The following is a 22,815-nucleotide window of genomic DNA, read 5'->3' as shown; positions in this document are numbered from 1 at the left end:
CTTTCATTACCGGGAATCAACGTTCTCGTCGCAAAAAATTCGCGGCTGAGGTCGTCGGTTTTTAAGGGTTGCGGATGTTAACCCCTCATTGCCCGGAATGCAAAGCCTCTGATCGAAAACCGCTAGTCGGGAGGGGGAGTGGCGACTATTATGCGCGCCTTCGAATTCAGCCTCTACAAGGCGCAAACCCATGCTAGTACTGGGACTTGAAACCTCCTGCGACGAAACCGGAGTCGCACTATACGACAGTGAACGCGGGCTTTTGGCCGATGCACTGTTCAGTCAGATCGACCTGCATCGCGCCTATGGTGGCGTGGTGCCGGAGCTTGCCAGCCGCGATCACGTCAAGCGCATGCTGCCGCTGATCCGCCAGGTGCTGGATGAGGCCGGCTGTGTGGCAACCGAGATCGATGCCATCGCTTACACCGCCGGCCCCGGATTGGTCGGAGCCCTGCTGGTTGGGGCCTCTTGTGCCCAGGCGTTGGCGTTTGCCTGGGGCATTCCTGCCCTTGGTGTGCACCATATGGAAGGCCATTTATTGGCGCCCATGCTGGAAAAAACACCGCCGGAGTTCCCGTTCGTCGCTTTGTTGGTTTCGGGGGGGCATACGCAGCTGGTTCAGGTGGACGGGATCGGCCAATACACACTGTTGGGCGAGTCGCTGGACGATGCCGCCGGTGAAGCGTTCGACAAAACCGCGAAGATGATGGGACTTAATTATCCGGGGGGGCCGGAAATCGCCCGCCTTGCCGAGAACGGCGTTGCCGGTCGCTACACCTTCCCGCGGCCGATGTGTGATCGTCCTGGCCTGATGTTCAGTTTCAGCGGCTTGAAAACCTCTGCCTTGAACACCTGGCAGCAGAGCGTGAGCGCCGGGGACGACGGCCAGCAAGCCCGTTGCGACATCGCGCTGGCGTTCCAGCAGGCTGTGGTGGAGACTTTGACCATCAAGTGCAAGCGCGCCCTGAAACAGGCGGGCATGAAGCGGCTGGTGATCGCAGGCGGCGTCAGCGCCAACAAGGCGTTGCGCAGTTCCCTGGAAAAAATGCTCGGCGACATGAATGGCAATGTGTTCTACGCACGCCCTGAGTTCTGCACTGACAACGGCGCAATGATCGCCTATGCCGGTTGCCAGCGCTTGCAGGCCGGACAGCACGAAAGCCTGGCGATCAGCGTGCAGGCGCGCTGGCCGATGGAACAATTGCCGCCGTTGTAAGGTTCAAGGGCGCCGAGTCCAGGCGGGATATTTAAAAATGCCGTTCGCGCCCGGCAAACAGGTCGCGTAGATTGCCGCGGTGGCGCCAGACGATCAGCAGTGTCAGCACGCTCATTGGTAACAGCGCTTGCGGTTCCTGCCAGGCCAGCAGCGGCAGGGTCAGCGGCGTAGCAATCAGCGCGGCCAGCGAGCTGGTGCGGGTCAGGTAGAACGTCAGCAGCCAGGCGAGCATGGCCAGTAACGCCGCAGGCAGGTAAATGCCCAGCAGCATGCCGGCCGCTGTGGCGACGCCCTTGCCGCCGCGAAAACGGAAGTACAACGGGAACAGGTGGCCCAGGACGGCACATAGGCCCACCCAGGCTTGCTGCTGCAAGCCAAGGCCGACGAGGCTGGCGATCAGCACGGGCAGCAGGCCCTTGCAAACGTCGCCCAGCAAGGTCAGGACGGCGAGTTTCTTGCCGGCCAGGCGCAACATATTGGTGGCGCCGGCATTGCCTGAGCCACTCATTCGCGGATCGGGATTTCCCGTCAAGCGGCTGAGCAAAATGGCGAAGGACAGCGAGCCGAGCAGGTAGGCGAAAATCGCCAGTGACCAAAACATGCTAACTATTCCGGGCGAGGACGCCCTGATTCTAACGGGGCATCGTGCCCTTGTCGTGCTGCGGAGAAAAGTGCTTGGACAGAGTGTTTATCGAAGGCCTGGAAGTCGACACCGTGATTGGGGCTTACGACTGGGAGCGCGGAATCCGGCAATGCCTGCGCCTGGACCTGAGTTTCGCCTGGGATAATCGCCCAGCTGCGGCCGGTGATGACCTGACCCTGGCACTGGATTACGCCAGGGTGTCTGCGCGTATCCAGGCCTTTGCCGAGCAGTCCCAGTACCAACTGGTGGAAACCTTTGCCGAGCGTCTGGCCGAAGTGCTGATGAGTGAATTCCAGATTCCCTGGCTGCACCTCAAGTTGACCAAGCCCGGCGCGGTACCGGCTGCCAAGGGCGTGGGCGTGGAGATCGAGCGCGGATGTCGTTGACTCAGGTTTACCTCGGGCTTGGCAGCAATATCGACCGCGAGGCTCGTCTATGTGCCGGCTTGGATGCGTTGGCGGGTTTCTTGACGGATATGCGCTGTTCGGCGGTGTTCGAAAGCCAGCCGGTGGGGATCAAAAGTGGGCCGTTTTTCAATCTGGTGGTGTCGGCTTATACCGACCTGCCGCTGATGGAGTTGGATCGCCGCTTGAAATCCATCGAGGCTGACAATGGCCGCTACGCGCCAGACCGCAAAGGCCTGCCGCTGGATATCGATGTGTTGTTGTATGGCGATCTGGTGGGCAATTTCGATGGATTGATCTTGCCGCGAGCCGAAATCCTGAAAAACGCCTTTGTGTTGTGGCCGCTGTCGATGATGGCGCCGGACCGTATGCACCCTGAGGCGGGCAAGACAATGGCCGAATTATGGCGCGACGCGCAGATTGATCAGGTATTGGCACCTGTTGCGTTCGAATGGCAGGGTCAGCCACTCACGCCACGAACTCTTTTGTAGGCGCCGAGCTTGTTGTGGCGAGGGAGCTTGCTCCCGCTGGGCTGCGCAGCAGCCCCACTATCTTGGGAGCGCTTCGCACTGGAGCGCCAGCCCGGTCCCGCGGGAGCAAGCTCCCTCGCCACAACGGCCATCGCCTAAGGAGAGGGGTTTTCCTTGTAGGCTTTCAATGCGCTTAACCGTTCGCGCTTGAGCGCCTCGCCCAGTTCGGGGCCTTTGAAACCCTTTTCTAGCAGCGGCGCGACCGGCACTTCGCGTGCAGCCTTTGCCGCTGCGCGCAAATAATCGGCCTGTGGATAACTGCGCTGTTCAAAACCCTTGCGGCCACGAGCGTCCATTTCGCAGGCCACCACGAACTCTTCAAAGCGTTGTGGCCGACGGTACACGTCGAAGCTTTGCAACAACTCCAGCAATGTCGAGGCCTTGAGCTCAAGCGCACGATGACCGTGAGTATGATATTGCCCCACCAGCAAGGCCAACTCCTGGCAATCCCTCGGCACCTTGAAACGCTCGTTCACCGCTTTGATCAGCTTCAGGCCGCGTTGCTCGTGTGCAATATGCTGCGGCAACTTATCCACAGGTGTCAGGCCTTTGCCCAGGTCGTGCAGCAGGCAGGCCCAGCGCACGCTCAGCGGTTGCTTGTGCAGGGCAGCTTGTTCCAGCACGCTCAAGGTGTGCACGCCGGTGTCAATTTCCGGGTGGTGAGCTGCGGGCTGCGGCACGCCGAACAGCGCATCCACCTCCGGCATCAAGGTTTTCAGCGCGTCGCAGTCACGCAGTACTTGGATAAATACCTGGGGTTGATCTTCCATCAGCGCCCGTGAGATTTCCTTCCAACTGCGCTCGGGGGTAAGCGCCTCCAACTCGCCGGACTCACTGAGTTGGTGCATTAACTCCAGAGTCTCAGGGGCGACTGTGAAACCAAGAGGCGCATAGCGCGCGGCGAAACGCGCAACGCGCAATACGCGGAGGGGATCTTCGGCGAACGCGGGGGAAACATGCCGTAAAATACGCGCTTCAAGGTCGCGTTGGCCCTGATAAGGATCGGTCAGGTTACCCTCGTCGTCCTCCGCCATGGCATTGATGGTCAGGTCACGCCGGATCAGGTCTTCTTCCAGCGTAACGTCGGGGCTCGCATGGAATATAAAGCCGCCGTAACCCCGGCCATTCTTGCGTTCGGTGCGAGCGAGGGCGTATTCGTCACCGTTTTTCGGATCGAGAAATACCGGGAAATCGGCGCCCACCGGTTTATAACCCTTGGCGAGCATCTCTTCGGCCGTCGCGCCAACGACGACGCGGTCTATATCGGTGACCTTGATGCCCAGTAGGCGATCACGCACGGCGCCGCCGACTTTGTAGATTTTCATGAAAAAGCCTCCATTAGCGGCACAGGATAACGCCTGAGCTTGGCCAATGGAGGCTTTGCTGTTTCAGAGATGAACGACAGCCATGTCGAGGCGGCCGTAGTCGTTGTCGTTATGATCGCTGCGCGGTGGCACATGATGGGTTTTCATCACTTGGTCGCCCTGCAGGGTTTCCAGATGAATATCAAAGCCCCAGAGCCGATGCAGATGCTTGAGCACTTCCTCAGTGGATTCGCCCAAGGGTTTGCGGTCGTGCTGCTGGTGACGCAAGGTCAGCGAACGGTCGCCACGCACATCGATGCTGTAGATCTGCACGTTAGGTTCGCGGTTACCGAGGTTGTATTGCGCGGCCAGGGTTTCGCGAATGATGCGGTAGCCGGGTTCGTCGTGGATGGCGGGTACGACCAGATCGTCCTTGAGGTCGTCGTCCAGGATACTGAACAGCTTGAGGTCGCGGATCACCTGGGGCGACAGGTACTGCAGGATGAAACTCTCATCCTTGAAGCTGCTCATGGCGAACTTGATGGTCGATAGCCAGTCGCTGCCGGCGATTTCCGGGAACCAGCGGCGGTCTTCCTCGGTGGGGTGCTCGCACATGCGGCGGATATCGCGGTACATGGCAAAACCCAGTGCATAGGGGTTGATGCCGTTGTAGTACGGGCTGTCGAAGCCTGGCTGGAAGACCACGCTGGTATGGGACGTGAGGAACTCCATCATGAAGCCGTCAGTGACCAGGCCCTCGTCGTACAGGTCGTTCATCAGGGTGTAATGCCAGAAGGTTGCCCAGCCCTCGTTCATCACCTGGGTTTGACGCTGTGGATAAAAATATTGCGCGATCTTGCGTACGATCCGCACGATTTCACGCTGCCAGGGCTCCAGCAGCGGTGCGTGTTTTTCCAGGAAATACAGGATGTTTTCCTGAGGTTCGGCGGGGAAGCGTGCATTGTCTTTGTCGCTGTTCTTGTCGGCGCGCTTGGGGATGGTGCGCCACAGGTCGTTGATCTGTTTCTGCAGGTGCTCCTCGCGTTCCTTCTGGCGCAGGCGCTCCTCTTCGGCGGAAATCGGATAGGGACGTTTATAGCGGTCAACACCGTAATTCATCAGCGCATGGCAGGAGTCCAACAGGTCTTCTACCGCATCGATACCGTGGCGCTCCTCGCACTGCATGATGTATTGCTTGGCGAACACCAGGTAATCAATGATCGAACTGGCATCGGTCCAGGTTCGAAACAGGTAGTTGCCCTTGAAGAAACTGTTATGCCCATAGCAGGCATGGGCCACTACCAGCGCCTGCATGCAGATGGTGTTTTCTTCCATCAGGTACGCGATGCACGGGTCGGAGTTGATCACGATCTCGTAGGCCAGGCCCATCTGGCCGCGTGTGTAGGACTTCTCGGTACTGAGGAAGTGTTTCCCGTAGGACCAATGGTGATAGCCCAGGGGCATGCCCACCGAGGCATAGGCATCCATCATCTGTTCAGCGGTGATGACTTCTATCTGGTTGGGATAAGTGTCCAGGGCATAACCCGCCGCGATACGGCTGATTTCCCGGTCATAGGCCTGGATCAGTTCGAAGGTCCACTCGGAGCCAGTGGAAATGGGTTGGCGCTTGTTCTCTTTTTTGGCGGTCATGTCACTAACCTGCGCTGGAAGAGTTCACGGAAGACCGGGTAGATATCGCCGGCCGAGACCAGTTGCTGCTGGGCGAACGTGTCGGCAAAGGCTTCTCCGATGCGCTCGTATTCGAACCACAGGGCCTGGTGCTCACGGGGGGTGATTTCGACGTAAGTGTAGTACTGCACGAACGGCATGATCTGGTTGATCAAAATGTCCCGGCAGATCGGCGAGTCGTCGTTCCAGTTATCGCCGTCGGAAGCTTGGGCGGCGTAGATGTTCCAATCGTTGGCGGGGTAGCGCTCGGCCATGATCTCCTGCATCAGCTTCAGTGCGCTGGAAACAATGGTGCCGCCAGTTTCCCGCGAGTAGAAAAACTCCTCTTCGTCCACTTCCCGGGCACTGGTGTGATGGCGGATGAACACTACGTCAATCTTGTCGTAGTTCCGTTTCAGGAACAGGTACAGCAGGATAAAGAAGCGCTTGGCGATGTCCTTGGTGGCCTGGGTCATGGAGCCGGAAACGTCCATCAGGCAGAACATCACAGCCTTGGAGCTGGGGTTGGGTTGCTTGACCAGCAGGTTGTATTTCAAGTCAAAGGTATCGAGGAACGGCACGCGGTGGATGCGCGCGCTGAGTTTTTCGATTTCCGCCTCTATTTCCTGGATATCGCCGAAGTTGTCCGGTTCTTCGCGCTTCAAGCGTGCCAACTCTTCCTTGGCCAGCTTGAGTTTGGCGCGGCTGCTGCCGGACAGGGCGATACGCCGTGCATGGGCTGAGCGCAGGGTGCGGATGATGTTGATGCGCGACGGGTTGCCCTCGTTGCTGATCCCTGCACGTACGGTCTTGAAGGTATCGGTGCCGGTCAGGTTGCGTTTGACCAGGTTGGGCAGTTCGAGGTCTTCGAACATGAATTCCAGGAATTCTTCCTGAGTGATCTGGAATACGAATTCATCCATGCCTTCGCCAGAGTTGCCGGCTTTGCCCGGGCCTTTGCCGCCGCCACCGCCTTGTGGGCGCTGGATATGTTCGCCGGTGGTGAATTCCTTGTTGCCGGGGTGCACCACGGTCTGTTTGCCGCCGCGGCCATGGTGAAGCACCGGTTCGTCGATGTCCCGTCCGGGAATGCTGATTTGTTCGCCATGCTCCATATCGGTGATGGAGCGGCGGCCGACGGCCTCTTCTACCGCCTTTTTGATGTGGTCACGGTAACGCCGCAGGAAACGCTGACGGTTTACCGTGCTCTTGTTCTTGCCATTGAGGCGTCGGTCGATCACATAGCTCATGGGGAGCCCTCCGGGCAGCTTCACGTTACAAGCTTCAAGCCGCGGGCTGGAAGCTTAGAGACAAGCGGTCAACTGCCAGGCCGGATGCCTGGCAGTGCGCGCTTGCCGCTGCCTTACTGCGATTTGCGAACCCGCAGGTACCACTCGGAGAGCAGTCGTACCTGTTTGTCGGTGTAGCCTCGCTCGACCATGCGTGTGACGAAGTCGTTGTGTTTTTGCTGATCCTCCTTGCTGGCCTTGGCGTTGAAGCTGATGACGGGCAGCAGGTCCTCGGTGTTGGAGAACATTTTCTTCTCGATGACCACCCGCAGCTTCTCGTAGCTGAGCCAAGTGGGGTTCTTGCCGTTGTTGTTGGCACGGGCGCGCAGTACGAAGTTGACGATTTCGTTGCGGAAATCCTTCGGATTGCTGATGCCGGCGGGTTTCTCGATTTTTTCCAGCTCTTCGTTGAGGGCCACGCGATTGAGGATTTCGCCGGTTTCCGGGTCGCGGTATTCCTGATCCTGGATCCAGAAATCGGCGTACAGGACGTAGCGGTCGAAGATGTTCTGGCCGTATTCGCTGTAGGACTCCAGGTAGGCGGTCTGGATTTCCTTGCCGATGAACTCAATGTAGCGCGGCGCCAGGTATTCCTTGAGGAAGCGCAGGTAGCGCTCACGGGTTTCGGCCTGGAACTGCTCTTGTTCAATCTGCTGTTCCAGCACGTAGAGCAAGTGCACCGGGTTGGCGGCAATCTCGTGGGGGTCGAAGTTGAAAACCTTGGACAAGATCTTGAACGCAAAGCGCGTCGACAGGCCATTCATGCCTTCGTCTACACCCGCCGTGTCACGGTATTCCTGGATCGACTTGGCCTTGGGATCGGTGTCCTTGAGGTTCTCGCCGTCATACACGCGCATTTTTGAGTAGATGTTCGAGTTCTCCGGCTCCTTGAGGCGCGACAGCACGGTGAACTGGGCAAGCATCTTCAGAGTGTCGGGCGCGCAATGGGCCTTGGCCAGGGAGCTGTTGAACAGCAGTTTGTCGTAGATTTTGATTTCGTCGCTGACCCGCAGGCAGTACGGCACCTTGACGATATAGATCCGGTCGATGAAGGCTTCGTTGTTCTTGTTGTTGCGGAAGGTATGCCATTCCGATTCGTTGGAGTGAGCCAGCAGGATCCCGGTGAACGGAATCGCCCCCAGGCCTTCGGTACTGTTGTAGTTACCTTCCTGGGTGGCGGTGAGCAGTGGGTGCAACACCTTGATCGGTGCCTTGAACATCTCCACGAATTCCATCAGGCCTTGGTTGGCCCGGCACAATGCGCCCGAATAGCTGTAGGCATCGGCGTCGTTCTGCGGGAATTCTTCCAGCTTGCGGATATCGACTTTGCCCACCAGTGCCGAAATGTCCTGGTTGTTTTCATCGCCGGGTTCGGTCTTGGCCACGCCGATCTGGTTGAGGATCGACGGGTAGAGTTTCACCACGCGGAACTGGCTGATATCACCGCCGAACTCGGCCAGGCGCTTGGTGGCCCAGGGCGACATGATGGTGTTGAGGTAGCGCCGCGGGATACCGAAGTCTTCCTCGAGGATCGCGCCATCTTCCGTGGCGTTGAACAGGCCCAGGGGCGACTCGAAGACGGGCGAGCCCTTGATCGCATAGAAGGGCACCTTCTCGATCAATTGCTTGAGTTTTTCCGCCAGGGACGACTTGCCGCCGCCGACCGGGCCGAGCAGATAGAGGATCTGCTTCTTCTCTTCCAGGCCTTGGGCGGCATGGCGGAAGTAGGAAACGATCTGGTCGATGCATTCTTCCATCCCATGGAAGTCTTCAAAGGCCGGATAGCGGCGGATCACCTTGTTGGAAAATATCCGCGACAGGCGCGAATTATTGGCGGTTTCCACCAGTTCTGGCTCGCCAATCGCCAGTAGCAGGCGTTCGGCGGCAGAGGCGTAGGTGCTGCGGTCCTGTTTGCACAGCTCGAGATACTCCTGAAGCGTGAGTTCTTCCTGCTGTGTGGACGCAAAGCGTTGTTGGAAGTGGCTAAAGATACTCATGACGTCGTCACCTCGCTCGATACGTGGAGCCGACGCCGGATCAATCAGTCGATGCTGGCAGTCATTGGCGCACGCCAATGGCTGTTTTCCCCCCAGAACACCCTGAAACGCTACCGATGACCCGTACGCCGGTGTACCGGCTCTCCCCTGATTCGGATGGCCTGCGCTTAAGGATAGTTCGGAATCCGGGAGGTCAAGGCGCGATGCGCAATTAGTTTGGCTGCGCCGTTCGTCAGAAACGGCGCAAGCCCAAGCGTCACGCGGGGTAGCGGGGTGTGAAAAAAATTATTGCAAATCGCCTGAAGAAATTTCCGCAGGATAGGTCGTACGCCACAGCTCAAACCCGCCGTCCAGGCTATAGACGTCAGAGAAACCCTGGCTGATCAAGTACGCGGCTGCGCTCTGGCTGGAATTGCCGTGGTAGCAGGCGACGATCAACGGCGCATCGAGGTCGGCGGCGCGTATGAAGTCGGCGATGTTGACGTTGTCCAGATGCTGCGCGCCGCTGATGTGGGCGGCGGCGTAAGTAGGCTGGTCGCGGATGTCGACGACTACAGCACCTTGCTCGCGCAGGGCCTGGGCTTGTTCGGGGGGGATACGTTTGAATTCGGTCATGGCGGGCTCCTATGGCTTGGTGGCGGCCGGCTGGGTAATGGAAAGGGGGGATTCGCACTGGCAGTCGAGGCGCTCGCCCGTGTCGATGTTCATCAGGGTCATGGCGCCGCCCCACACGCAACCGGTGTCGAGGGCGAACACGCCGGGCTCATCGCACTTGCCTTCCAGCGCGGCCCAATGACCAAAGATGATCTTCGTGTCACGGGTCTTGCGTTCCTTGTAGGCGAACCAGGGCTTGTAGCCGGGGAGGGCGCTGTCGGCGCCTTCCTTGCTCTTGAGGTCCAGTTTGCCTTCGGCCGTGCAGAAGCGCATGCGTGTGAAATAGTTGGTGATCACTCGCAGGCGGGCGACGCCGGTGAGCTCGTTGTCCCACTTCACCGGGTCGTTGCCGTACATGCCGTCGAGGTAAGCGGTGTACAGGTTGTCATCGGCCAATGCACTTTCAACTTCGGCGGCGCACTTGAGGGCTTTTTTCAGCGTCCACTGCGGCGGGATACCGGCATGCACCAAGGCCATGTTGCGGTCCTCGTCGTAGTGCATGAGCTTTTGCCGGCGCAGCCAGTCGAGCAGTTGAGCGCGGTCCGGGGCTTCGAGGATTTCCCGCAGGGTGTCGCCTTTTTTGAGGCGCTCGATGTTGTTGCCGGCCGCAAGCAAGTGCAGGTCATGGTTGCCCAGCACGCATACCAGAGAATCACGCAGGCTATAGAGGTAGCGCAGGGTTTCCAGGGACTGGGGGCCGCGGTTGACCAGGTCGCCCACCAACCACAAGCGATCATTTGCGGGGTCGAAGGCTACGCGCTCCAGCAGGCGCTTGAGAGGGTCCAGGCAGCCTTGCAGGTCGCCGACAGCGTACGTCGCCATCAGTGCAGGGCTCCTGGCACGGCCAGGCGGAATGGCTTGATGATTGCGTCGAACAGTTGGCCGTCAGTGGCCTTCATTTGATACGAGCCTTGCATGGTGCCGACCTTGGAGGTCATCACCGTGCCGCTGCTATAAGTGTGGCTGGCGCCGCTGTCGATCAACGGTTGCTGGCCGACAACGCCTGCCCCGCGCACTTCCTCGACCTGGCCGTCGCCATCGGTGATGACCCAGTGGCGCGACAGCAGCTTGGCCGGCACCAGCCCGTTGTTCTTCACTGTAATGGTGTAGGCAAAGGCGAAGCGGTTATGTTCGGGTTGCGATTGGTCCGCCAGGAAGCGGGTGACGACGCTGACGTCTATCTGATAGCGAGGATCGGACATGCAAGAGGCCTTAAAAGCGAAGGACAGCAGATGCGGGTCAGTCTAGGCCAAGAGGAGGGCGCTAGGCCAGACATGTGTCGGGCAGCCGGCAAGCGTTATCGGTATAACGCGGAGCAAATGTGGGAGCGGGCTTGCTCGCGAAGGCGGTGCATCAGTTACACATTTGGTGACTGATACTGCGCATTCGCGAGCAAGCCCGCTCCCACATTGGATTGCATCGAGTTCTTACGGCCTATTCCACTACGGATGCAGGCTGGATGGCAAGCTGGTCAGCCAGGCGTACGAACGCGGCCAGGTCCAGTTGCTCGGGGCGCAGGCTTCCATCAACGCCGGCAGCTTCGATTTCGGCATTGCTCAGCAGGGCCTTGAGGGTGTTACGCAAGGTCTTGCGGCGCTGGTTGAACGCCTCCCGCACGACGCGTTCCAGCAGTTTGTGGTCCTTGGCCGGGTGCGGCAGCACGGCATGCGGCACCAAGCGTACGATGGCCGAATCGACCTTCGGCGGCGGGTTGAACGCGCCCGGACCGACGTTGAACAGGTGCTCCACGCGGCAGTGATACTGGACCATGATCGACAAACGACCCCAATCACCACCGCCAGGGCCTGCGGCCAGGCGCTCCACCACTTCCTTTTGCAGCATGAAGTGCATGTCGCGGATGATTCCGGCGTTGTTCAGCAGGTGGAAAATCAGCGGCGTGGAAATGTTGTACGGCAGGTTACCCACCACCCGCAGGCTGTTGGGCGCAGCGCCAAGGCTGTTGAAGTCGAACTTCAGCGCGTCGCCCTGGTGCAGGTTGAAGTTGGATTTGCCGGCGAACTGCTGGTTGAGGATCGGGATCAGGTCCTTGTCCAGTTCCACAACGTCCAGTTGCCCGCCGCTGGCCAGCAGGCCCTGGGTCAGCGCGCCCTGGCCTGGGCCGATTTCCAGCAGGCGGTCTTCTGGCTTGGCGTGGATGGAGCGCAGGATGCGATCGATCACGCCAGCGTCGTGCAGGAAGTTCTGCCCGAAGCGCTTGCGCGCCCGGTGTTGGTAATGCTCAGTCATATACGGGTCTCGGCCATCTGATAGGCGGTTTCCAGGGCCACGTGCAGGCTGCCGGTATCGATCTTGCCGCTGCCTGCGAGGTCCAGGGCGGTGCCATGGTCGACGGAGGTGCGGATGATCGGCAGGCCCAGTGTCACGTTGACTGCGGCGCCGAAGCCTTTGTATTTCAGCACGGGCAGCCCCTGGTCGTGGTACATCGCCAGCACTGCATCGCAGTGCTCCAGATATTTGGGGGTGAACAGAGTGTCTGCAGGCAATGGGCCGCGTAGGTCCATGCCTTCTTGGCGCAGGCGCTCTAGTGTTGGTTCAATGATGTCGATTTCTTCATGGCCCAAGTGGCCGCCTTCACCGGCGTGGGGGTTGAGCCCGCAGACCAGGATGCGCGGTTGGGCAATGCCGAATTTGTGTTGCAGGTCGCTGTGCAGGATGCGCGTGACACGCTCCACACGCTCGGCAGTGATGGCATCGGCGATTTCACGCAGCGGCAAGTGGGTGGTCACCAGCGCCACACGCAGGCCACGGGTGGCGAGCATCATCACCACTTGAGCGGTATGGGTCAGTTCCGCGAGGAATTCGGTATGGCCGGAAAAGGCGATGCCGGATTCGTTGATCACGCCTTTGTGCACCGGTGCGGTGATCATGCCGGCAAAGTCGCCGTCGATGCAGCCCTGGCCCGCACGGGTCAACGTTTGCAGCACAAATGCCGCGTTGGCCGTGTTCAACTGCCCGGCAACCACCTTGGCCTGTAGCGGGGTGTCCCACACATATAGGCTGTCGGCGGGGGCCGGCAGGTCGGGCCAGTTGCCTGGCGCCACGTCCAGCAGGTTGACGGCCACACCCAGCTGCGCGGCCCGCTCAAGGAGCAGGTCGCGGCTGGTAATGGCAATCAGGGGGTGTGGCTGGGGTTGCGAGGCGAGCAGCAGGCACAGGTCTGGACCAATGCCGGCCGGCTCGCCGGGTGTCACTGCGAAACGCTGGGGTTTCACTGGGTTGCCTGGTCGGTGCCTGTTTGCTCGGCGCCTGGCAGCTTGTTCTCTACATAAGCTTCGTCACGGATCTGACGCAGCCAGGTTTGCAGCTCTTCGTCGTATTTGCGGTTACGCAGTACGGTCAGGGCTTGCTGCTCGCGAGCCTGGGTGGTGTTGTCCGTGGCGCGACGGCCAAGGACTTCCAGGACATGCCAACCGTATTGGGTCTTGAACGGCTTGGACAATACGCCTTGTGGCGTGTCGGCCATGACCTGCTGGAACTCGGGCACCAGTGCCCTCGGGTCGATCCAGTTCAGGTCGCCGCCGTTAAGGGCAGAGCCTGGGTCTTCCGAGAAGCTTTTAGCCAGGGTGGCGAAGTCTTCACCGCTTTCAATGCGGTCATAGATCTTCTGGGCCAGTTCCTTGGTTTGTGCTTCGGTGCGGATTTCGCTCGGTTTGACCAGGATGTGACGAACATGAACTTCGTCTTTCAACGAGGTTTCGCCGCCGCGACGTTCCAGTAGCTTGAGGATGATGAAACCACCCGGGGTGCGGGCTGGCTGGGTGATGCCGCCGACTTCCATGGCGCTCAATTCGCGATCAAACGGAGGCGGCAATTGAGCGGCTTTACGCCAGCCCATGTCACCGCCTTCGAGGGCGTTATCGCTGCCGGACTGAGCAATGGCCATCTGGGCAAAATCTGCACCCGCTTTCAGGCGCTCGTAGATCGCCTGGGTTTTAGCGGCGGCGGCATTGAGCTGCTCCGAGTTGGCTCCGTCCGGGGTTGGAATCAGGATATTGGCCAAGTGCAACTCTTCGGAGAGCTGCATCTTGCCCAGGTCCGAAGCCAGGAAGTTCTTCACTTCCTGCTCGGACACCTGAACCCGTTCGGCCACACGGCGCTGGCGCACACGGCTAATGATCATTTCGCGCTTGATCTGGTCACGGGCGTCCTCATAGGACAGGCCATCGTGGGCCAGGGCGGCGCGGAACTGATCAATGCTCATGTTGTTGCGTTGAGCAATGGTGCCAACAGCCTGGTTCAGTTCTTCGTCCGAAATACGAATGCCGGAACGTTCGCCAATCTGCAGTTGCAGGTTTTCGACGATCAGGCGTTCCAGTACCTGAGATTCCAGGACGCTGGTCGGTGGCACCCCACCGCCACGTTTGGCGATGGTCTGCTGAACTTCCTTGACCCGCTGGTCCAGCTGGCTCTGCATGATCACGTCGTTGTCGACGATGGCCGCTACTTTATCCAGCTGTTGAACTGCGGCGTGTGCCGAAACAGTACCCAGAAACAGCGCGCCCAGCACTAGCGGGCGCAAACACTCAGAAAGCTTTGTCTTCACGTTCACGATAACCTTCAATGCCTTTGTCGAGGAAGCTCTCTACCTTGGCGCCGGTCAGGCCGCCGAGTCCTTTGAGGACGATCTGGAAGAAGAGCCCGTGGTCACCCTTTTCGTTAAGCGGGGCGATCTGGGTATATTCGTCGTTGGAAACCCAGTAACGATTGATGACGCGCAGTTTCCAGCAGCAGTTGTCGTACTCGAAACCGCCGAAGGCTTCCAGGGTGCGGTTGCGGGCATAGTCGTACTGCCAGCGGGTGATCAGGTTCCACTGTGGAATGATCGGCCACATCATCGAGAAGTCATGTTGTTGGATTTTGTAGTAATCCTTCACATAGTTCTCTTGGCCTGGCGTGCCGTAGTCTCCACCGAACTGCCATTTGCCGGTCAGTTGGTTGTAGACGACTTGGTCGTTACGGTAGCGATAGCCGAGGTTGACCACCTTGTTCGGGTTGTCCTCAGGCTGGTAGTGGAACATCGCGCTGCCGGAACGTGGGGCGTGGCTTTCGGTGTCCCAGTTGTAGTCAGCTGTGGCGCGCCAGTCGCGGTTGAAGCGGAATTCATATTCCAGTGCTATAGGCGACACATCCGTGCGTGCGTCGTCGCGATCAGCGGCTAATACACCTGGCAGTTGAACTTCGCGATCCTTGAAATACAGTGCCTGGCCGACGGATACACGCTGGCGTTCGAAGCCGTTCTCTTCAATCCAGCGACTGGTTACGCCCAAGGACAGTTTGTTCTCGTCCCCAATACGGTCCGAGCCCGCGAAGCGGTTATCACGGAACAAGGATCCGTAACTAAACGAGTACTCACTGGTGTCGAAGGCAGGAATATCACTCTGATCTTTATTTGGTACGTAGAGATAGTACGCACGGGGTTCAAGAGTCTGATTGTAGTTTTTACCAAACCAATTGGTTTGGCGGTCGAAATACAGGCCGCTGTCAATACTAGCGATGGGTATCGCGCGGTCTTGGGAGCTTTTGAATTTATCTCCCGCAGCCAGTGTGTTCTTACCGAGGGTGTCGAGGTCAAGATCGTATTTGGTGTAAACGTACTTGAGCTTCGGTGTCAGGAAACCGTAACTCCAGTTCATCGGGTATTCTACGGCTGGTGCAACGTTGAGGCGGGTGCCGTTTGCACGGGTCAGGCCTCTGACATATGTATCCAGACGAGGCGACACCAAGCCGTTCTCATCAGTAAAAGTACCGTTTTCCAGATTCCGATCAAAGCGTACTGCCTCAGTCTCATAGCTGAAGTTCAAGCCGCCAGGATGGAATGGCAATTGACCATTGAGGGTGAGCTGCGGCAGCCGGTCATACGGTGTGATCTGAGAAATTGTCGCCAGCTGGTACGCTTGAACATTCAACCTGGCCTGATAGGAGTCCCCCCGGTACGTCAGAGAGCCCTGCTGGTTCAGGAAGTCCTGACTTTCAACCCCTTCCTCATACGACTTCAAATCCTGGAAGTAGTAAGGATCGCTGATCCGGGTGTAATCCACCTGCGACGTCAGACGTGAATCCAACCCACCCTTATGCTGCCAATTGAGCATATAGCGAGTCTTTTCGTAATCAGTCTGGTTCTTCCGCTCGTCGTTATCGTCGTTGAGATACGCCCCACCAAACTGCCCTTCACTCGACTTGGTCAGATAGCGGAATTCGCCCTCCATCAACAAGCCGCGCTTGGTCATGTACTGCGGGTACAACGTGGCATCGTAGTTCGGCGCCAGGTTGAAGTAGTACGGCGTTACCAGCGTAAAGCCAGTTTCCCCACCGGTGCTGAAGCTCGGCGGCAGGAAGCCGGATTGACGACGGTCATCGATCGGGAAGTAGATGTACGGGGTGTACAGGATCGGGATGTTCTTGACCCGCAACGTCGCGTTGGTCGCGGTACCGAAACCGGTGGCCGGGTTCAACGTGATGTTGTTGCCCTTGAGCTGCCAGGCGTTGCTGTCCGGCTCGCAGGTGGTGTACGTACCGTCCTTGAGACGGATGATCGCGTTTTCTGCACGCTTGGCGTACAGCGCGTTACCGCGGATGCGTGACTTATGCATCACGTATTCGGCGTTGTCGATCTGGGCGGCACCGGTGTCGAGCTGGACCTGGGCATGGTCACCCACGATCAGGGCGCCGTTGTCGCGCAGGCGCACCTTGCCGTTCAGCTCGCCACGGTTCTCGGCCTGGTACAGGCTGGCTTCGTCCGACTCCAGCTGCATGCTGCCCTGGCGCATGACCACGTCACCGGCCAGGGTAGCGACCTGCTGCTCCTGCTCGTAACGAGAGGCCTTGGCGCCGATGAAGGTCGGCGCATCGCTCTTGTTCGTCTTGTCGTTCATGCCAGGACGAGTCGGCTCGATGTAGGCGCCGCCGCAGTAAGGGCCGGTTTCGGCCAACTGTGCTGCGGTCAGCTTGTCGCGAGGTACCCAGTCCAGGTGGCTGTAGTCGGCACTGCGCGAACGCAGGCCACGGCCCTTGGCTTCGGTGACCAGCATGGTCTTGGGCTCGGCGTCGACGCTGCCGCCAGCTTTGCCTTGCGGCGTGCTGTTGGCCGAGCTGACGGCAGCACCGTCATGCACCGGGCGCGGTGGCAATGGGGCGGCGGCGGTCTTCGGCGCGCAATCCCAGGCACCCGAAGCAGAGACTGAGCAGTCATACTGTTCCGCGGCGACCACGAATGAGGTGGCGAAAGGTTGCAAGGCCAGCAGACTGCCGGTTACCAGCAACGGAAATTTTCTACGAAACGCGGGGGATTTCAATGCCATCTTATTAGTCCGGGCTTCCTGCGTGCCATCTGCCCGCGGTTTGGGCCGCACGCCTCTCGATGGTCTGAAAGTTGGGTAGGAACAGACCATTTCTGGTCTGCTCCCCCCTAAAAACCGTACGTGCGCCTTTCAGCGCATACGGCTCAAGTCTTTACGAAGCCCCCCTTGGGGGAGCCGGTTTGTACACTGTTAGTCCACGAGCGTGAAGCTGCTGGTGGCAAATGGGATGCAATAGTACCCGGTTGTCCAGCGAGTCACCACCGCCTTGTGAGCGATAAATGATGTGGTGGTCGTGCCACCCAGTCTCTCTAGATATTGGGCTTTTGCATAGTACGCACAGTCCATTTTGGGATTGAAACAGATGAAGAATTTGTTTGCGGTACCTCAGTTTCCCGAGCATCCGGGACATCCGCAATGCCTCTCCCATTTCTTCCATAGAGGTATCAAACGGGTTGAAATCCCCGCTGATCTTCCTGTGCCTCTCAATCGGCGTTGCCTCTAGGGCGAATAACCGAATTGCTTCTTTGCCTCCAGACTCCGTTATGACCGTGGTGGCAAACACCCAGCTTCGATTTTCGTGGGTTTGGAAATACTTCTCCCTTACCCAATCGAGACTTTTGTTTGGGTGTCGCCTTTTCGCCCAACGCCAAAGCGCCTGGAATATTTGGTGGTCCATACGGCTGTACGCCTTCTTGGCGACCACAGGCTGGTGATATAACGCCCAGCCTCGCAATATCGGATTAAGCAGACGGATCAAATCCTCCTGTTTCACCGCTTTGTTAGTGCTGATGACCTCTTTTACCTTCCGGTAGAACGCTTTCACGTTCTTTTTGGCAGGTTTGATCAGGAGCTTCCCGCCGTATTTGCGGAAATTCCAACCAAGGAAGTCGAAACCGTCATCTATGTGGACGACATGGGTTTTCTCGAGCGACAACTGCAATCCTCGAACCGCGAGAAACTGCTCAACCCAAGGCTTGATTTCATTTTCGAGCATTTCTTTCGAGCTGCCTGTAATCACAAAATCATCCGCATATCGCACTACGTTGATTTTTAGCTTCTTCGCCTTCGTCACGCCCAGATGTTGCTTGAGCTGTGATTCCAGTCCATCCAGCACCAAGTTTGCCAAGGTGGGCGAGATAATCCCGCCCTGTGGCGTACCGGCATCCGTTGCCTGTAGCTGGCCTTTATGAATCACTCCAGCCTTCAACCATTTCCGGAGAATTTCTTTGTCCGTTAGGACATTTTCGATCAGCCAGTCATGGTTGATGTGGTCAAAGCAGCCTTTGATGTCCGCTTCCAATACCCATTGGGCCGAGGCCTTCTTGGATAGACAAACGAACAGCTGTCCCATCGCATCAGCCGTGGAGCGCTCGATCCGAAAGCCGTAGCTGTTTGGATCGCCGGTGGTTTCAGCAACAGGCGCCAGGGCTAGCAGGTATAGCGCCTGCATGGCTCTGTCCGTCATGGTTGGAATGCCCAGAGGGCGCTCCTTTCCATTCGACTTCGGGATAAACACACGCCGTAATGGCCGTGGTTTATACCCGTGGCGCTTCAACCCATTTGCCGCTTTCCATTTGGCATCAGGGGTATCCCAAAGCACGCGGTCGACTCCCGCCGTGCGCTTGCCCTGGTTTTCAGTGACTCGCCGTATGGCCAAGTATCTGGCCGAACGAGAGCGGGTTAGCATCCGTTGCAGGGCTTTCACCCTGCGCCAGTTGCCTTCCCTACAAGCCTTCGCAATCCGAATCTGCATCGCCCGTACGTTCTGCTGCACACGACACCAATCGATGTCATGCCAATGCTGCGGAACGCCGGAAGGCGCAGACCCGGCCAGTTGGCTAGGTACTATCATGCTGCCTTCCTCTCAAGTTTCCCCAAGCAGAAGACGTACGCATCCCCTGACGGGAATGGACGCTCCCGTCAGGAGTTGATAACAAAGAAGCCCATTACTGCTGGACTTCGAAGATGATTGAGACAGGTCTACTCAGCGTTCATGCGATAAAAGACCACGCAGAAGTCTGCCCGGTTTCCCGTGGGGGAATGTTCCACCCCCTATCCGCGCCATTACAGCCCGGCGTTCGCTTTTTCTGCGATCCCATACCCGCACAGCCAACAGATCCCCTTGCGGTTCACCTGCCCGAAGGCAGCCATACGGGCTTACCACGTTCCCTGTCTATCACACGATTGGTTTAGGGTCTGCCTTTTCACCGGAGGCCTTGTAGCGACGTATTCCCACATCCCACAGGAATAACTGGCCTCATACCTTTTGGTCCATGCCTGACAGCAGTTTTGGCATGTTTATCATTACGGCGTTTATCAGCAGTTCACTTACGTTACCCATGCCAACCAGCCTAGCGTCTCGACCCGGTACTGCTCCGAGCGTCTGTACTTTGCCTCACGGCAAAAGCACACCCTGATGGGGACTACATTGTCGGAAAAGCTTCACACCCCACCGTTACCAGTGACGCATGTTTTCCTAGGCTATCGTTGGTCGCACAACGAGTCCGCTGCTATCTCAGAGCAAGATAGTTGGACAATGACAGACAGAGTTTTCGCTCGTGTCTCCGATTTGATGTGAGCGAGGGACTGCAAGGCAGACGCTCAAAGAGTATTTCCTCCTGTTTAAGGCAGGAGGAATCCCTGCGGGGATTCTTCCCGCATGGGTAGGTCATGAGACCTATGTGAATGCACTATCTGATTAGGAACATGGCAGTAACCATGACGATGGTTGACACCAGCGTCATCAAACCAAAGTTCCAGGTCATTCTGTTCAGGGTATCTGAAATGAGTTTCCGCATTTCTACCTGAGCTGCAGATACGCCTGCTTTTTGAGCCAGACGTTTATGCATAACGACTTCATCAGTAGTGAAGTAGGCACTCCCAGTCCGAAATTCGGACCATAGCCGCGCTTCTGAGTGCTAAACGGCTTTGAGGTTCGCTATTGTCGCCGCAGCGACAACGAGTCCTTCTAAGCATTGGGACCCCTGGGCTGTTTTGTTTCCCGGATTGGCTGCCGAGCTATTGGTTTTCTTTACGGAAAAACCTTTGACGATGACGTCTCACCGCCAACCTGGAGGCACGCTACGCGTGTCGCACAAGATGCGTGATAATAAAGCATGCCCCGCTTGACGGCTAGCGCCGTCGGAGACCCTTGTAATGCCCGAGCAAGATCTACGTTTACAACAGCTGGAAGTCTGGCTGGATGAGCAGTTGCCGATCCTCTTCAACGCTCAGGACTGGGGCCCCGTGCCCCCGGCCACATTGACCGCGGCCAGCAGCGACGCGAGTTTCAGGCGTTATTTCCGATGGGAGGGCGGTGCCCATACGTTCGTCGTCATGGACGCGCCACCCCCCCAGGAAAACTGCAAACCTTTCGTCGATATTGCGCATTTGCTGGCGAAATCTGGAATAAATGTGCCAAAAATTTATGCAGAAGATTTGCCCCGTGGCTTTCTTTTGCTCAATGACCTGGGCAGAAAAACCTATCTGGACGTGATTGACGGTGAAAATGCCGATCAATTATTTGCCGATGCCATCGACGCGCTGCTGGCTTTCCAGCAATTGCCGATGGATGCGCCGTTGCCCAGCTATGACGTGGCCTTATTGCGTCGCGAGCTGGAACTGTTCCCGGAATGGTACGTGCGTCGTCACCTGGGCATCGACCTCGACCCTGAGCAACAAGCCCTCTGGCAACGTGCCAGCCAGCAGTTGATCGACAGCGCCCTGGCCCAGCCCAAGGTATTGGTGCACCGCGACTACATGCCGCGCAACCTGATGATCAGTGAGCCAAGCCCAGGCGTGCTGGATTTCCAGGACGCGGTCTACGGCCCGGTGACCTATGACATTACCTGCCTGTTCAAGGATGCCTTCCTCAGTTGGCCCCAGGCCCGCGTTCGTGAATGGCAGCGCGGCTATTGGCAGCGCGCCGGGCAACTGGGGATTCCCGTACAGGACGACTTTGAAGAGTTCCTGCGTGCCAGCGACCTGATGGGCGTGCAGCGTCACCTCAAGGTTATCGGCATTTTTTCGCGTATCTGCCACCGCGACGGCAAGCCACGCTACCTGGCCGACGTGCCGCGTTTCTTCGCTTATATAGAAGCGGTGCTGGCCGACAGACCTGAGTTGAGTGACCTGGGCGAATTGCTCGCCAGCCTGCGCGAACCTGCCGAGGCCAGCGTATGAAGGCGATGATCCTGGCGGCGGGCAAGGGCGAGCGCATGCGCCCGCTCACCCTGCATACGCCCAAACCGCTCGTGCAAGCCGGCGGCAAGCGGCTGATCGAGTATCACCTTGAAGCCTTGGCGAAGGCCGGCTTTACCGAGATCGTGATCAACCACGCCTGGCTCGGCGAGCAGATCGAAAGCTACCTAAGAGACGGTGCCCAGTTCGGTCTGCGCATCCGCTACTCCCCGGAGGGTGAGCCGCTGGAAACGGGAGGCGGCATATTCCAGGCGTTGCCGCTGTTGGGCGACGAACCATTTCTGGTGGTCAATGGCGATATCTGGACTGACTACGATTTCACCCAGCTCAAGCAGCCGATCCGGGGCCTGGCGCACTTGGTGATGGTCGACAACCCTGCGCACCACCCGTCGGGTGGGGATTTCTACCTGGATCACGGTGTGCTTCATGATGCCGCGCCCGGTGCCGATAACCTGACCTTCAGTGGCATTTCAGTGCTCGACCCCAAGTTGTTCGCGGGTTGCAGCGCCGGTGCCTTCAAGCTGGCCCCGCTGTTGCGCGAGGCCATGGCCAAAGGTTTGGTAACGGGGGAGCGCATGGCGGGACGCTGGGTGGACGTGGGGACGCTGGAGCGGCTGGCGCAGGTCGAAACCTTGCTGGCAAAGGGACGCTAGGATGTTGTGGCCAGGGACGCTGATCGGCGCCGGGGCTGGCTTTGCCATTGCCAGTATTCCGGGGGCTTTGTTGGGGGCATTGCTGGGGCAGGCCTTGGATCGTCGCTTGCAATTGCACAGTTGGGCGCAGTTACGTGAACGCCTGGGTGGGCGTCCGGCCTTGCGCAACGACGAACTGTTGTTCGTGCTGCTGGGACGCCTGGCCAAGAGTAATGGCCGGGTTGTCGATGGGCATATCCAGCACGCGCGCCAGGAAATGCGCGCACTGGATATGAATGAGCCGGCCCAGCGCCGTGCGATCAGTGCCTTCAACCGGGGTAAATCCGGCAGCGACCGGGTGCGCAGTTATCTGCGGGTGCTCAAGACGCAGCCCCATGCGGCGGAAGGCGTGCTGCGCGCCTGCTGGCGCATGGCGTGGGCGGACGGTCGGGCGGATGCTGCCGAGCGCGACCTGATCGACCAGTGGGGCAAGTGGCTGGGCTGGACGGCGCAGCAGCTGCAGGCGTTGGCGACCGATTACGCGCCGGAGCGCAAGCCAGTGGCCAATCGTGGGGGGGCCTACCAGGAGGCGTTGCGTATCTTGGGGGTGACGGCAACCACTGAGCCTTCGGTGATCAAGCGCGCCTACCGCCGCCTGCTCAGCCGTCACCACCCGGACAAGATCGCCGGCACGGGTGCCAGCCCCGCGCAAGTGCGGGAGGCGACCGAACGAACCCGTGAGTTGCATAACGCCTATGCGTTGATTCGTGAGCGGCGCGATTTTCGCTGAGGCTATCGCCACTCAACTCTATGTGGCAGTGGCAAGCCATAATTGTAATTAGATGGACTCGCCCAAGCCGAGGCGTCTATGCGCCACGGTGGCATTCTTATAGAAGCCAACGACAGCGAGGGCGAGCCCATGAAAAAGCATACGACGATCAATCAGTCTTTGTCAGCCG

General features: G+C 58.6%; 19 protein-coding genes and 2 pseudogenes. 6 read left to right on the top strand and 15 right to left on the bottom strand.

Annotated elements, in window-relative coordinates; all coding sequences use genetic code 11:
* Positions 1 to 190 precede the first annotated feature (190 nt).
* Positions 191 to 1,216: a tRNA (adenosine(37)-N6)-threonylcarbamoyltransferase complex transferase subunit TsaD gene (tsaD, locus tag JJD66_RS07340; protein WP_003194748.1), complete on the top strand. Its 1,026-nt coding sequence runs from the start codon at positions 191 to 193 to the stop codon at positions 1,214 to 1,216.
* Positions 1,217 to 1,247: 31 nt separating this feature from the next.
* Here tsaD and plsY read toward each other — a convergent pair whose 3' ends face one another.
* The gene (plsY, locus tag JJD66_RS07335) at positions 1,248 to 1,817 is read right to left on the bottom strand and encodes a glycerol-3-phosphate 1-O-acyltransferase PlsY (RefSeq protein ID WP_105228750.1); all 570 of its coding nucleotides are present in this window, start codon (positions 1,815 to 1,817) and stop codon (positions 1,248 to 1,250) included.
* A gap of 74 nt (positions 1,818 to 1,891) precedes the next feature.
* Here plsY and folB point away from each other — a divergent pair, with 74 nt between their 5' ends.
* Positions 1,892 to 2,245 (top strand): dihydroneopterin aldolase, encoded by a 354-nt coding sequence (gene folB, locus JJD66_RS07330; RefSeq protein ID WP_032895029.1) that lies wholly within the window; start codon positions 1,892 to 1,894, stop codon positions 2,243 to 2,245.
* Positions 2,236 to 2,754: a 2-amino-4-hydroxy-6-hydroxymethyldihydropteridine diphosphokinase gene (gene folK, locus JJD66_RS07325; RefSeq protein WP_198714394.1), complete on the top strand. Its 519-nt coding sequence runs from the start codon at positions 2,236 to 2,238 to the stop codon at positions 2,752 to 2,754. The genes folB and folK overlap by 10 nt, the downstream gene beginning before the upstream one ends.
* A 134-nt stretch (positions 2,755 to 2,888) precedes the next feature.
* Here folK and JJD66_RS07320 read toward each other — a convergent pair whose 3' ends face one another.
* From JJD66_RS07320 to JJD66_RS07260, 13 genes are all read right to left on the bottom strand, one after another.
* On the bottom strand, positions 2,889 to 4,118 hold the full coding sequence (locus tag JJD66_RS07320; protein ID WP_200647885.1) for a multifunctional CCA addition/repair protein: 1,230 nt from the start codon (positions 4,116 to 4,118) through the stop codon (positions 2,889 to 2,891).
* 63 nt (positions 4,119 to 4,181) lie between these two features.
* Positions 4,182 to 5,747 carry a SpoVR family protein gene (locus JJD66_RS07315; protein WP_003194736.1) on the bottom strand — a complete coding sequence of 522 codons (1,566 nt, stop codon included), beginning with the start codon at positions 5,745 to 5,747 and terminating at the stop codon, positions 4,182 to 4,184.
* The gene (locus JJD66_RS07310) at positions 5,744 to 7,015 is read right to left on the bottom strand and encodes a YeaH/YhbH family protein (protein ID WP_200647884.1); all 1,272 of its coding nucleotides are present in this window, start codon (positions 7,013 to 7,015) and stop codon (positions 5,744 to 5,746) included. Before JJD66_RS07310 ends, JJD66_RS07315 begins: the two co-directional genes overlap by 4 nt.
* Positions 7,016 to 7,128: 113 nt before the next feature.
* Entirely contained in the window at positions 7,129 to 9,051 is a 1,923-nt protein-coding gene (locus tag JJD66_RS07305; RefSeq protein ID WP_003194732.1) for a PrkA family serine protein kinase, read from the bottom strand.
* Between the two features lie 285 nt (positions 9,052 to 9,336).
* Positions 9,337 to 9,666 carry a thiosulfate sulfurtransferase GlpE gene (gene glpE, locus JJD66_RS07300; RefSeq protein ID WP_200647883.1) on the bottom strand — a complete coding sequence of 110 codons (330 nt, stop codon included), beginning with the start codon at positions 9,664 to 9,666 and terminating at the stop codon, positions 9,337 to 9,339.
* 9 nt (positions 9,667 to 9,675) lie between these two features.
* Positions 9,676 to 10,527 (bottom strand): symmetrical bis(5'-nucleosyl)-tetraphosphatase, encoded by an 852-nt coding sequence (locus JJD66_RS07295; protein WP_200647881.1) that lies wholly within the window; start codon positions 10,525 to 10,527, stop codon positions 9,676 to 9,678.
* The gene (gene apaG / locus JJD66_RS07290) at positions 10,527 to 10,907 is read right to left on the bottom strand and encodes a Co2+/Mg2+ efflux protein ApaG (RefSeq protein ID WP_003194726.1); all 381 of its coding nucleotides are present in this window, start codon (positions 10,905 to 10,907) and stop codon (positions 10,527 to 10,529) included. The genes JJD66_RS07295 and apaG overlap by 1 nt, the downstream gene beginning before the upstream one ends.
* A gap of 232 nt (positions 10,908 to 11,139) precedes the next feature.
* Positions 11,140 to 11,952, bottom strand: a complete 813-nt coding sequence (gene rsmA / locus JJD66_RS07285; RefSeq protein WP_105228743.1) for a 16S rRNA (adenine(1518)-N(6)/adenine(1519)-N(6))-dimethyltransferase RsmA — start codon at positions 11,950 to 11,952, stop codon at positions 11,140 to 11,142.
* Entirely contained in the window at positions 11,949 to 12,938 is a 990-nt protein-coding gene (gene pdxA, locus JJD66_RS07280; RefSeq protein WP_096144471.1) for a 4-hydroxythreonine-4-phosphate dehydrogenase PdxA, read from the bottom strand. Before pdxA ends, rsmA begins: the two co-directional genes overlap by 4 nt.
* Entirely contained in the window at positions 12,935 to 14,269 is a 1,335-nt protein-coding gene (locus JJD66_RS07275) for a peptidylprolyl isomerase (protein ID WP_136624693.1), read from the bottom strand. The genes pdxA and JJD66_RS07275 overlap by 4 nt, the downstream gene beginning before the upstream one ends.
* A complete protein-coding gene (locus JJD66_RS07270; RefSeq protein ID WP_200647880.1) occupies positions 14,250 to 17,024 on the bottom strand; it encodes an LPS-assembly protein LptD in 2,775 nt (924 codons plus the stop codon). Before JJD66_RS07270 ends, JJD66_RS07275 begins: the two co-directional genes overlap by 20 nt.
* Before the next feature lie 151 nt (positions 17,025 to 17,175).
* Entirely contained in the window at positions 17,176 to 18,876 is a 1,701-nt protein-coding gene (ltrA, locus tag JJD66_RS07265; protein ID WP_193689893.1) for a group II intron reverse transcriptase/maturase, read from the bottom strand.
* Positions 18,877 to 19,714: 838 nt separating this feature from the next.
* Positions 19,715 to 19,873 carry a hypothetical protein gene (locus JJD66_RS07260; RefSeq protein ID WP_193689892.1) on the bottom strand — a complete coding sequence of 53 codons (159 nt, stop codon included), beginning with the start codon at positions 19,871 to 19,873 and terminating at the stop codon, positions 19,715 to 19,717.
* Between the two features lie 307 nt (positions 19,874 to 20,180).
* Between JJD66_RS07260 and JJD66_RS07255 the strand changes: the two are divergent.
* Positions 20,181 to 20,894: pseudogene (locus JJD66_RS07255) on the top strand (aminoglycoside phosphotransferase family protein); the annotation flags it as partial.
* Positions 20,895 to 20,927: 33 nt separating this feature from the next.
* On the opposite strand, the pseudogene JJD66_RS28445 reads toward JJD66_RS07255, so the two are convergent.
* A pseudogene (locus JJD66_RS28445) lies at positions 20,928 to 21,020 on the bottom strand (hypothetical protein); the annotation flags it as partial.
* Between the two features lie 182 nt (positions 21,021 to 21,202).
* Between JJD66_RS28445 and murU the strand changes: the two are divergent.
* Both murU and JJD66_RS07245 read left to right on the top strand, forming a co-directional pair.
* Positions 21,203 to 21,877, top strand: coding sequence for an N-acetylmuramate alpha-1-phosphate uridylyltransferase MurU (gene murU, locus JJD66_RS07250; RefSeq protein WP_200647879.1), 675 nt, complete (start codon positions 21,203 to 21,205; stop codon positions 21,875 to 21,877).
* Between the two features lies 1 nt (position 21,878).
* Positions 21,879 to 22,646, top strand: a complete 768-nt coding sequence (locus JJD66_RS07245; protein WP_200647878.1) for a TerB family tellurite resistance protein — start codon at positions 21,879 to 21,881, stop codon at positions 22,644 to 22,646.
* The last annotated feature ends 169 nt before the right edge of the window (positions 22,647 to 22,815 follow it).

It is taken from the genome of Pseudomonas sp. MF6751, from assembly GCF_016613265.1.
Lineage (GTDB): Bacteria > Pseudomonadota > Gammaproteobacteria > Pseudomonadales > Pseudomonadaceae > Aquipseudomonas > Aquipseudomonas fluorescens_BV.
Note: the sequence above shows the minus strand (reverse complement) of the source record. Positions and strands in the feature narration are given on the sequence as shown.

What these genes read in the sequence shown, in the direction of transcription:
- JJD66_RS07270 (WP_200647880.1), bottom strand. Translation starts at nt 17,024, where the DNA reads ATGGCATTGAAATCCCCCGCGTTTCGTAGAAAATTTCCGTTGCTGGTA.
- ltrA (WP_193689893.1), bottom strand. Translation starts at nt 18,876, where the DNA reads ATGATAGTACCTAGCCAACTGGCCGGGTCTGCGCCTTCCGGCGTTCCG.
- JJD66_RS07245 (WP_200647878.1), top strand. Translation starts at nt 21,879, where the DNA reads ATGTTGTGGCCAGGGACGCTGATCGGCGCCGGGGCTGGCTTTGCCATT.
- plsY (WP_105228750.1), bottom strand. Translation starts at nt 1,817, where the DNA reads ATGTTTTGGTCACTGGCGATTTTCGCCTACCTGCTCGGCTCGCTGTCC.
- JJD66_RS07260 (WP_193689892.1), bottom strand. Translation starts at nt 19,873, where the DNA reads ATGCATAAACGTCTGGCTCAAAAAGCAGGCGTATCTGCAGCTCAGGTA.
- folK (WP_198714394.1), top strand. Translation starts at nt 2,236, where the DNA reads ATGTCGTTGACTCAGGTTTACCTCGGGCTTGGCAGCAATATCGACCGC.
- rsmA (WP_105228743.1), bottom strand. Translation starts at nt 11,952, where the DNA reads ATGACTGAGCATTACCAACACCGGGCGCGCAAGCGCTTCGGGCAGAAC.
- JJD66_RS07310 (WP_200647884.1), bottom strand. Translation starts at nt 7,015, where the DNA reads ATGAGCTATGTGATCGACCGACGCCTCAATGGCAAGAACAAGAGCACG.
- JJD66_RS07315 (WP_003194736.1), bottom strand. Translation starts at nt 5,747, where the DNA reads ATGACCGCCAAAAAAGAGAACAAGCGCCAACCCATTTCCACTGGCTCC.
- glpE (WP_200647883.1), bottom strand. Translation starts at nt 9,666, where the DNA reads ATGACCGAATTCAAACGTATCCCCCCCGAACAAGCCCAGGCCCTGCGC.
- tsaD (WP_003194748.1), top strand. Translation starts at nt 191, where the DNA reads ATGCTAGTACTGGGACTTGAAACCTCCTGCGACGAAACCGGAGTCGCA.
- apaG (WP_003194726.1), bottom strand. Translation starts at nt 10,907, where the DNA reads ATGTCCGATCCTCGCTATCAGATAGACGTCAGCGTCGTCACCCGCTTC.
- JJD66_RS07295 (WP_200647881.1), bottom strand. Translation starts at nt 10,527, where the DNA reads ATGGCGACGTACGCTGTCGGCGACCTGCAAGGCTGCCTGGACCCTCTC.
- murU (WP_200647879.1), top strand. Translation starts at nt 21,203, where the DNA reads ATGAAGGCGATGATCCTGGCGGCGGGCAAGGGCGAGCGCATGCGCCCG.
- JJD66_RS07305 (WP_003194732.1), bottom strand. Translation starts at nt 9,051, where the DNA reads ATGAGTATCTTTAGCCACTTCCAACAACGCTTTGCGTCCACACAGCAG.
- JJD66_RS07320 (WP_200647885.1), bottom strand. Translation starts at nt 4,118, where the DNA reads ATGAAAATCTACAAAGTCGGCGGCGCCGTGCGTGATCGCCTACTGGGC.